This is a genomic window from Pseudomonas sp. YNh (assembly GCF_037993085.1).
Taxonomy (GTDB): domain Bacteria; phylum Pseudomonadota; class Gammaproteobacteria; order Pseudomonadales; family Pseudomonadaceae; genus Aquipseudomonas; species Aquipseudomonas putida.
Window position 1 is genome coordinate 32623 of record NZ_JBBMRJ010000039.1, and the last position, 10276, is coordinate 42898.

6 protein-coding genes and 1 pseudogene are annotated in these 10276 nt (G+C 54.8%); 1 reads left to right on the forward strand and 6 read right to left on the reverse strand.

The window, feature by feature from the left end; genetic code table 11:
- Positions 1-90: 90 nt before the first annotated feature.
- Positions 91-963, reverse strand: coding sequence for a TauD/TfdA dioxygenase family protein (locus WF331_RS26695; RefSeq protein WP_103447276.1), 873 nt, complete (start codon positions 961-963; stop codon positions 91-93).
- A 250-nt stretch (positions 964-1213) separates the two neighbouring features.
- Between WF331_RS26695 and WF331_RS26700 the strand changes: the two genes are divergently transcribed.
- A complete protein-coding gene (locus tag WF331_RS26700; RefSeq protein WP_340623483.1) occupies positions 1214-2104 on the forward strand; it encodes a LysR family transcriptional regulator in 891 nt (296 codons plus the stop codon).
- 190 nt (positions 2105-2294) lie between these two features.
- On the opposite strand, the gene WF331_RS26705 is transcribed toward WF331_RS26700, so the two are convergent.
- The 5 genes and pseudogenes from WF331_RS26705 to WF331_RS26725 all read right to left on the reverse strand — a co-directional run.
- Entirely contained in the window at positions 2295-2891 is a 597-nt protein-coding gene (locus tag WF331_RS26705) for a TetR/AcrR family transcriptional regulator (RefSeq protein WP_196184760.1), read from the reverse strand.
- 218 nt (positions 2892-3109) lie between these two features.
- Positions 3110-6643 carry an indolepyruvate ferredoxin oxidoreductase family protein gene (locus WF331_RS26710; protein WP_232877753.1) on the reverse strand — a complete coding sequence of 1178 codons (3534 nt, stop codon included), beginning with the start codon at positions 6641-6643 and terminating at the stop codon, positions 3110-3112.
- A gap of 325 nt (positions 6644-6968) precedes the next feature.
- A complete protein-coding gene (locus WF331_RS26715; protein WP_232877751.1) occupies positions 6969-8270 on the reverse strand; it encodes an MFS transporter in 1302 nt (433 codons plus the stop codon).
- A gap of 67 nt (positions 8271-8337) precedes the next feature.
- On the reverse strand, positions 8338-9528 hold the full coding sequence (locus tag WF331_RS26720; RefSeq protein WP_232877749.1) for an alpha-hydroxy acid oxidase: 1191 nt from the start codon (positions 9526-9528) through the stop codon (positions 8338-8340).
- A 61-nt stretch (positions 9529-9589) separates the two neighbouring features.
- Positions 9590-10219, reverse strand: a pseudogene (locus WF331_RS26725) (CaiB/BaiF CoA transferase family protein); the annotation flags it as partial.
- Positions 10220-10276: the final 57 nt, after the last annotated feature.

Consider the following 10276-nt stretch of genomic DNA (forward strand, 5'->3'; position numbering starts at 1 on the left):
CCCCCCCCCGAAACTTGACCCGGCATAGGTACAACTCGAGAAAAACCAGGCCAAATCAGGGCTAAGGAACTCGCAACCTTAATTCGCCGGTTACACCGGGCGCTCACCTGCAGTGGTAGTGCGGTGCATAATGCGAATGTGCTCGGGGCTGAACGAGTCGCGACGATGCATGGTGCAGCGATTGTCCCACATAACCATGTCACCAAGACGCCACTTCTGCACAAACACCTCACCTTTCAAAGTGTGCTGCCACAACTGGGCAACGAGATCGTTGCTTTCATCCATTGGCAAACCTACGATCCAGGAGTCTTGCTCTCGCACACCCTTTGCCCCCAAGAACAGAGCTTGCCGGCCACTGTCTCCATGCACCCGCACGAGCGGGTGAACAATCCCCGGCCATTCACGGATATCGTCCGATTTGGGCAGCTGTCTGTTCAGACGCAGATCGCCCGCCGAGTCATAGACGCTCTGGAAGAAAATCTGCCGGCCTTTGACTGCATCGAGCAAATAGGAAGGCAGGGTCTCGTAGGCCTGATACATCGATACCCAATAGGTGTCACCGCCAGCAGGCGGAAGTGCAATGGCCCGCAGCAACGCGCCTGCAGGTGGACGCTCGTAAAACCACGTATCGGTGTGCCAGGTCGCTTCGCTGTTACCCAGAGCACCTGAGGGCTTACCATCTTTTGTGGTGTTGGCGATGACCAGAATCTCTTTTTGCGTCGGATGAGCGCCCTCTTGCAGCTGCTTCGGGTGAATAACCGCTTCGCCGAAGTGGTGGGAAAATTTGATGTGCTGCTCATCGGTGATGTCGATATCACGGAAACGGACAATCCCGTACTGGAGCCAGATCTTGCGCACTTCGGCGATATCTTGAGCATCGTAGTCGTTGAAGTCGAACCCTACGATGTCCGCACAAACGCTACTGCCGTTTGGACTAGTCGTGATCTTGTTCTTGGTCAGCATGCTCTTTTTCCTCACGAGCTGAAGGTTAGGATCGAGCCCCTAAGCTATCGTCCCGATCAGACAGGCATCCAATAATAATAATCAACCATTAATCATAAATTTCTATCAATCACCTGCGCGATTGAAACAGCAGGCCCGGTGGGACACAGATCGCTGCCTAGCACCATCACTCATCCAATGAAGTGATCAATCAATTTGACATTCATCCGCTTTGTCTATAAATCAAGAGCAGCCACCTTGGGAGCAGACAATGGATCTACGGCAAATCAAGACCTTCCTGGCCGTCGCGGAAGAATTGCATTTTGGCCGAGCGGCCATCCGGCTGCAGATCGCCCAACCAGCCGTGACGGCTCAAATTCAAGCGCTTGAGAAGCAGCTAGGTGTTCCACTACTCACACGGTCAACCCGACGCGTGCAATTGACAGAAGCCGGGATACTTTTCAATTCACGGTGCATCGACATTTTGCGTGACATCGACCGCACCTGCCTTGCTACCCAAGCAGTCGCAGGTAAGGACATCAGTCAGATCACTATCGGTACCATTTATCCTGCAACGTTCGGTGTGCTCCCCGATTTCATTGCGAGAATCAATCAACGCTTCCCGGATGCTCGAATCCATATTCACAACGGCAACACGGTGGGCATCGTCAGAGAGATAGAGCGTGGCAACATAAATCTCGGGTTCATTCGTCCGGTCGAAAACATTGGTTCTCTACGCTGGCAGTCCATCCATCGTGAAAAATACTTGCTAGCAATCGCACGGAAAAACCCACTGAGCGCTAAGAGCTCCATCACACCGGACGATTTGCGAAAGCAGAAAATTATCGCGTTCTCAAGGGCGTACAAATCCGAGACCGATGAGAATTTCCCTGAGGAATTCAAGAAGTACGACCTGAATCAACGAGTGATTTACAGCTGTAACGACACCCAAGCGATGCTGGCCATGATTACCGCTGGGATTGGTGTAGGGTTCGTTCCCGAATGGGTTAAATCCATTCCCGGGCAAAACTTTGAGCTGCGCGAGGTTGAGGGGCTCGAGCGATACATTGGGCTGGGCCTGGCGTGGAGCGTCGATGATCCAACCGTCAATAGGGACAGCATTATTGAGCTATGCCGATCGCTTATCGACAGCGAAGCATGAGAATCAAGCCTGAAGGTTTCTTCTTAATACCGTAGGCCTGAAGTTATCGTGTAGCTCGGTTTTTTTCCGACTGGCCCGCTATGTCATGGGCAATGACCGTACTGCAAAGCAGTGAGAGGTCATGAACGCATAGCGTGCAGCCCATATTAGCGCCGCAGCTCCGCTCAAGTCTCGACGTTGACAGCGCAGATCAGTCCCGCCTAACCAGTAACATCGCCGCCATTCTTTTCAACTGCCCTCTGACATACCAGGTTGGATCTGCCGAGGGGTCTGCCTCCAGCTTGATGAAGCAGTCCAGCAGTACCTGTAGTTCTTCACTGAGGCGCCCCAGCCCTTCATCGCTCAGTCCCACCTCACCTGCCGATTGAGACACAAGGCGCTGCAGCTGCACCTGTTGATGCTGACGAATCTCCGAGATCGATGATGCTTGAGCATCACTCAAATGACGTAGCTCCGCCCTCGCCAGCTTGGCCAGATTTCGGCTTTCAGAAACGTATGCAGATACCTTTTCCCAGAGATGAGCATTCATTTGTACTGGGCCGGTGCATTTGCTTAACGCCCTGCTTTTCAAGATCTGGAGGAGATTGAGTTCGTAGTCACTGATCAACTCAAACAACAGCGCCTGCTTGCTTTCAATGTGGTTGTAGAGCGAGCCAACCTGGATGCCTACTGCGGCAGCGAGGCTCCGCATGCCCATTCCCTTGTAGCCAGCCTGGCTAAACAGATCTCCGGCAACCGTGCGAATCTGATCGAACATCACTGATTTCTCAGCTACTGCAGCACCCATGAAATAGCTCCTAGCATCCATTGCCGCAGAGTCAGTGAACACCTTTCCCTGAGGCCTATTTCAACACTCGCACGAGCGCGAGTCTCTTTTCCTTGGCGGCATCCAACCCCTGGATACCACCACTAGCGGCGTTCTCGAACCCGCTGCAGCACGCGTGTGCGAAAGCATCAACCACTGGATCAATCCTCCTGCAGCATTGGGGTTCGCTTTCCGTTCTTCTAAACCAGCTTTACAGCGATTTTCGATTGATGCCTGGTTGCATCTGTAAACTCTGGGGCGGCCCATTTCTCAAGCAACGCTTGCAAGCGCGTACGAGTGCTCGACAGGTAGCGATCCTTCACCAAACCGTACCCTCGAACCGAATCTGGCAGCTCAGCCAGCGCCACCGCCAGTTCGTGGTTGCTCAACGCCAAACCTTTTTCCAGGGTATCCAGCACGTCTTCATACTCCCGTTGCCAGGCAAGCTCTACCTTACGCTCATGGGTTCGAGCAAAAGGATCGAGCCAGGTATTGCGAACCCGGCGCACCTTCGCGAGAAGCTTGAATGCACTCAATACCCAAGGGCCATATCCCGTCTTCTTACCACCACTGAATAGCGGAGGTGCCAAGTGGAATTGAAGCTTGAAGTCACCCTCGAACTCTGAGGCTATCTTGCTTAGAAATTCAGGACGGGTGTAGAGCCTTGCCACCTCATATTCATCCTTGATCGCGAGCACCTTGAAGTAGTTACGCGCAACTGCCTCCGTCAGCCTGCCCACAGTCCCGAAAAGCTGATGCTCCCTGTCTTTGATTCGCAAAATGCGCTGATGATAACGCTCGGCATAGCTGGCATCGTGGTACTGCGTGAGGAACGACATTCGACGTTCAATCAGCTCATCAAGCGATTGAGAGAGGTCAGCTCCAGCGTTTTGCTGGCGAGCGGCTCGCTCATTGACTTTGAGTAGATCAACCGCAGCGCGTCGCCCCCACATGAACGCAGCCTTGTTTGAGCCCACCGCCGTACCATTGAGCTCAACCGCCTGCATTAGCGCCTGGTGACCGACGGGTAGCCAGCCTTTTTGGCAGGCGTAGCCCAGCATGAACATGTTTGTTGCAATCGAGTCGCCCATCAATGCCGTTGCAAGGCGGCTGCCTTCGATGAACTCTGCATGGTCGGCACCTACGGCTTCGTTGATTTGATCCTTGAGCTGATCAGCACAAAAATCCGGCTCCGGATGGCGCTGCAGATCTCCTGTTTCGGCCTGAGCCGCATACGTGCGAACGAATGCGCTCGTGATGCTCTCCTCAAGGTTGACCAGGGCATGAGTGACGCTCTGCCGCAGCTTTACCAGTGTCTCGCTGTTCGCGCTCACAACAAGGTCACAACCAAGCAGCAATTTGGCCTCACCCTCAGCAATACGGGGCGCATTTAAATCGCTTTGGTCAGCCGCGATGCGGATATGCGACCAGACCGCCCCACCTTTTTGGGCCATGCCAGCCATGTCGAGATTAAGAACGCCTTTGCCCTCAATGAACGCAGCCATACCCAGCAGCGCACCGATGGTCACCACCCCAGTGCCGCCGACGCCGGTCACCAGAATGTCGTAGGGCTCTTTTACAGATGCGACCTGGGGATCAGGGAGAAGCCAGACATCGCTCTTCGCATCCTGCAGCGCTGCTGGTTTTTTCAGCTTGCCGCCTTCAACGGTGACGAAACTGGGGCAGAAGCCATCCAGGCAGGTGAAGTCCTTATTGCAAGAAGACTGATCGATCTTTCTCTTGTTACCGAACTCGGTCACCAGGTTGGTCACGGACATGCAGTTCGACTTACTGGAACAATCGCCGCACCCTTCGCATACCGCGTCATTGATAACCACACGACGCGCCGGATCAGGAAATTGCCCTCGCTTGCGACGACGACGCTTCTCTGCAGCACAGGTCTGGTCGTAAATAATCGCTGAAACGCCACCGTACTCTCTCAACTCGCGTTGGAGCTCATCCATTTTTTTGCGATGGTGTACTGGCACACCTGGAGCCAAATCATGGATTTCCTCATATCGCTCAAGATCATCGGTCACGACCATCACGCGACCAACGCCTTCAGCGACTAGCTGCTGACTGATCTGCGAGACTGTCAGCGTGCCGTCGACAGGCTGCCCACCTGTCATGGCAACCGCGTCGTTGTAGAGAATCTTGTAGGTGATAGAAACCTTCGCAGCCACTGCGGCGCGGATGGCCAGAATTCCAGAATGGAAGTAGGTGCCATCACCCAGGTTGGCGAACACATGGGGAGTGCTCGTGAAGGGTGCCTGGCCGATCCAGGTTACGCCCTCCCCGCCCATCTGACTGAAGGTCGCAGTTTGTGGGTAAATCCATTTCGCCATGTAGTGGCAGCCGATACCGGCAAGGGCGCGGCTATTTTCGGGCACCTTGGTCGAGGTGTTGTGAGGGCAGCCTGAGCAGAAATGGGGAACACGCTCCACCAATGTGGAAAGCTCGGCTTTCGCTGCTGCCTGCCCATCCAAGACTGCCAGACAAACGCGCAGCTCTGCACTTGGCACGTGGCCAAGAATGCGTTTGGCAATTGCCCTGGCGATCATCGCGGGAGTCAATTCACCGATAGCTGGCAGCAGCCAATCCGAATGAGGAAGCGTCCACTCGCCTTTGTCCGCAAACTTGCCGACGATCCGTGGACGGACGTCTTCACGCCAGTTGTACAGCTCCTCCTTGAGCTGATACTCGATGAGGTGCCGCTTCTCTTCGACGACAATAATTTCCTCGAGACCCTCGGCAAACTGGCGAACCCCCGCTGCGTCCAACGGCCAAACCAGGCCTACTTTGTAAACGCGCAGACCAAGTTCTTCAGCTCGCGCCTCATTGATGCCGAGAAGCTTGAGTGCCTGACAGACATCGAGGTAAGACTTACCCGACGTGATGATCCCGATTTTGGCCTTGGAGGAGTCAACGGCAAGCTGGTCAAGCCGGTTCTCCCTTGCATAAGCGACGGCAGCATACAGCTTGTGCTCGAACAGCCGCTTCTCTTGGGCCAAGGGCGGATCAGGCCAACGAGTATTCAACCCCCCAGGTGGCAGCGGGAAGTCCGGCAGTATGGTTTGAACACGGTCATGGCTGACGTCGACAATCGCGCCGCTTTCTACGGTGTCTGCAACTGCCTTGAGTGCCACCCAGCAACCACTGAAGCGCGAGAGTGCAAATCCATGGATGCCAAAATCCAGATACTCCTGCACGCCCGAAGGCGCAAGAACGGGCATCATGACAGCTTTGAAGATGTGCTCAGTCTGGTGAGGAAGCGAGGAGGACTTGGCGCCATGATCGTCGCCGGCAATCGCCAGCACACCACCAAATGGGGAGGTACCTGCTGCGTTGGCGTGCCGGAATACATCACCACAGCGATCTACCCCCGGGCCCTTGCCATACCAGATACCAAAGACGCCATCGTACTGGGCGCCCTCGAACATGTTGACCTGCTGGGTGCCCCACAACGACGTTGCTGCCAGATCCTCATTGAGCCCAGGCTGAAACGTGATGTGGTGTTGCTTGAGATGGGATTTCGCTTTCCACAGCGTTTGATCGTAAGTACCGAGGGGCGACCCTCGATAGCCCGAGATGAACCCGGCGGTATTAAGCCCGGCAGCTTGATCACGCTGCCGCTGCATCAGAGGCAATCTTACGAGCGCTTGGACGCCCGTCATCAACACCCGTCCCGTCTCTAGAACATATTTGTCATCGAGTGACGGAAGCACCTGGCTCATCGGTTATCCCTCATATTTTATTCTTGTCATCGCCGCTGATCTTGCAGCAGGCCTCTTTCGGGATAGGTTATTCAGCCCTTCAGCTATCGTATATTTATAAAAATTAAGACCTGATATTTGAAAATCAGATACCAGCGTCGTGCGTGGTTCTGCCATGACCAGAGGTTTGAAAGGAGGATGAACAACTGGACAATTTTCTCCGCATGCTCCTCAAGAGCACCGGGCAGCAATGGTTGCAGCTGCCCACCTTGGCGTACCTAGATGGGCAAAAGCTTTTTCCTTGCTCAACCTGACGGCACGATTTACAGAAGTAACGTCCAGCACTCTAGGCATTCTTGGGGACGAACCGCACCACAATCAGAGCACCGATCAACAACAGAGGCGCTATCGAGAGCATCCCCATGTACGAGTTGCCGGTCAGGTCATTCATGAAGCCGACCCAGGCAGGAACCACAATGCCGCTCAGCTGACCTACCGAGTTCACTGCCGCCACGCCAGTCGCAATGGCCAAACCGCTGAACGTGGATTGCGGCAGCGCCCAGAACACAGGCACAGCGACAAATGACCCTGCAGTTGCTGCAGTCAGCGCCAACATCATGATCGTGGTGTTGTCATGGTAAAGGCATGCCAGAAGGTACCCCAGGCTAGCCACCACCAGGCAGCACCAGGTGGGTGTCCTTCTGTTATTGGTCTTATCCGAATAACGGGTGACAGCCAGCATCGCCACGACCGCCACCGCGTATGGCATTGCAGTCAAGAAGCCGACTGTTACCAGGTCGTGCACTCCCGACTTCGCAATGAGATTGGGCATCCAGAAATTCAAGCCGTAAGCGGACGTCTTGATGATGAAGTAGATCACTGCAAACACCGCCACCTCTCGCGTAAAGAGAACGCCCCACATAGAGCCATGCTTGCCTTTCGCTTGCCTACCCTCAGCAACCGCCTCCTTGAGGAAGACCTTTTCATCAGGGCTAAGCCATTTTGCCGCCTCGATATCTCGATCCAGCTTCCAGACCGTAACCAAGCCGAAGAGAGCACAGGGCAAGCCAGAAAACAGGAACAGCCAGTGCCACCCTGACCACCCCATCAGGCCGTGCATCCCGTCAAGGATCAAGCCCGCGATCGGCGCCCCGAGCGCGCCGGACAGAGGAGCAGCGATCAGGAAAATCCCGTTGATACTGGCCATCTTCTTCTTGGGGAACCAGCATGCAAGGTAGAACAGGATTGCTGGAGCAAACCCAGCTTCCATCACGCCAATTAGGAAGCGCAGCAGATACAGCGTGTATTCGTTGTAAGCAAAGACGATGGCAGCAGTTGCAAGCCCCCAAGAGACCATGATTCGGCAGAGCCAGGCCGGCGCTCCGTACTTCCGCAAGCCAATACTGCTCGGCACCTCAAAGAGGACATAACCAACGAAGAATATACTTGCTGCAATTCCGTATGCCGCGTCGGACAAGCCTAGCTCCGACTGCATCTGGGTTTTCGCAAAACTGATGTTTATTCGATCTAAGTAAGAAAAGAAATAGCAAATAATTGACAGAGGAAGGATTCGCCACGCTACACGCCGATAAATCTTAAGCTCGTCTACATCGCTCGCACCAATAGCTACGCCACTGATCGTACTCATGGTAGACCTCAATTATTCTTGTTTTGGTAACTGGTCTGCGGATTGCTCCGCCATCACGGTGTTACAGCTAACGATTGAGTACCGCAGTGGGTACTGCTGCCAGCGCTTCCGACGGTTGTCGCAGTCCCACTACGCGACCACGCAACTCTTGAGGTGTTCGTGCACCGGAAAGCGCCATCGCGATGTCGAATTCAGATCCCAGGATTTTCAACGCATGGCTGACACCTGCCTTGCCGCCCGCAGCCAGGCCGTAGAGCGTTGAGCGTCCGAGCTGGACTGCATCGGCGCCGAGGGCAATTGCCTTGGCAATATCACTTCCACTACGAAAACCACTGTCGATCAACACCGTGCACGATCCTGCAGCAGCATCAGCGACCTCAGGAAGACATTCGATTGTGGAGCGCGCGCCTTCAAGCTGACGTCCGCCGTGATTGGAGATAACCACACCATCCAAGCCCAGGCTGATGGCTTGGCGAGTGTTTGCTGCGCTGGAGACGCCTTTCAAGACCAGTTTGCCTTGCCAGTGGTCTCGTAACCAGTCGATGTCGTTCCAGGTGAAACTGTCACTGAATTGCTGCTGAACCACCTCGCTCACAGTCCTGCCCGTCGGCACTTTTCCGATGATTTCTGCGAAGACCTTTAAGGTTGGCGCCCCATGCTTGAGCATCGACAATGCCCAACGGGGATGCATGGCGGTATCGAAGAAATTGGCCAAATTCCATCGAAAAGGGATAGTGAATCCGTTGCGGACATCCCTGTTCCGCCTGCCCGGAATTGGCGTATCGATCGTCAACTCCAAGACGTGAAAACCGCTTCCGGCAATACGATCAAGCAAGGACTTCGCAAGCCCACGGTCTTTTAGCATGTAAAGCTGAAACCAGCGAAGGTCACCCGCTACACGCTCAATTTCGTTCAGCTTGGAGGTGGCACAGGTGCTGATGATGAATGGAATATTGGCTTCTTTCGCGGCTTGGGCCAGGTGCAAATCACCGTTCACCCAGAAAGCGCCATTAAGCCCGGTTGGGCCAATCATGAAGGGGTAAGCCAGGTCTTGACCAAAAACCTTGGTAGCGGTTGTCCGCTTTGATACATCGATCAATACTTCTTGTTTCAGCAGCACATCGTCCAGCTGACGGCGGTTACGCCCTGCCGTCAACTCGTAGCCAGCTGCTCCATCAATGAACTCGAAGACCATCTTGGGCAGTCGCTTTTTCGCCTGCAGGCGAAGATCACTTATATCAGCAGCGTTACTTAACATCACGCCCACCTCATATTCTTATATTTGTATGTGAGCTGCTGCCTAAGGGCAGCAACTTAAATCAAAGCGAAGTCTGCGGCGATGGAATGACACCATCCTTGGCCAGCTGAAAGATCTCGTCTGCGCTGAGCCCAACCTCTCGCAGAACCTCTACCGTATGCTCTCCGAACAGCGGCGAGCCTTTGCTTGTGACACCGTCTTCCTTGGAGAACTTGATTGGGCATCCCAGCGCTTTCACGGTACCGGCAATTGGATGCTCAACTTCAATCACCATCTTTCGAGCGATGGTGTGTGGATCCTCAAGCACCTGCGCCATGCTACGCACCGGGCCTGCTGGCACCCCTGCTTTCTCACAGGCCTCAACCCACTCGTCAGTGGTAGCGCGCTGCAGCGCCAATTCAATGATCTCGACCAGCTCCGGCAAGTTAGCCATACGGCTGCCATTGTCGATGAAGCGCTCATCAACCAGCAGCGATGGCAGATCGAGGACGTTGGCAAGGCGGGCCCAGTTTGCTGGCCCGATCGCCCCGATGTTGATCCAGCCGTCTTGAGTGCGGAAGGCCTGATATGGCGCAGCGACAGGGTGTGCCGACCCCATGGGCCCTGCTGAGCGGCCAGTGGCAAGCGCAAGCGCCGCTGGCCAGTAGGTGTGGATCACCGATGCTTCCAGGAGCGAAGTATCGACTGGGCCTGTCCCGTGGCGGCGGACGCCAAGAGGCTGGCTATTGAGCCGCCTTTCTCAAGCCTT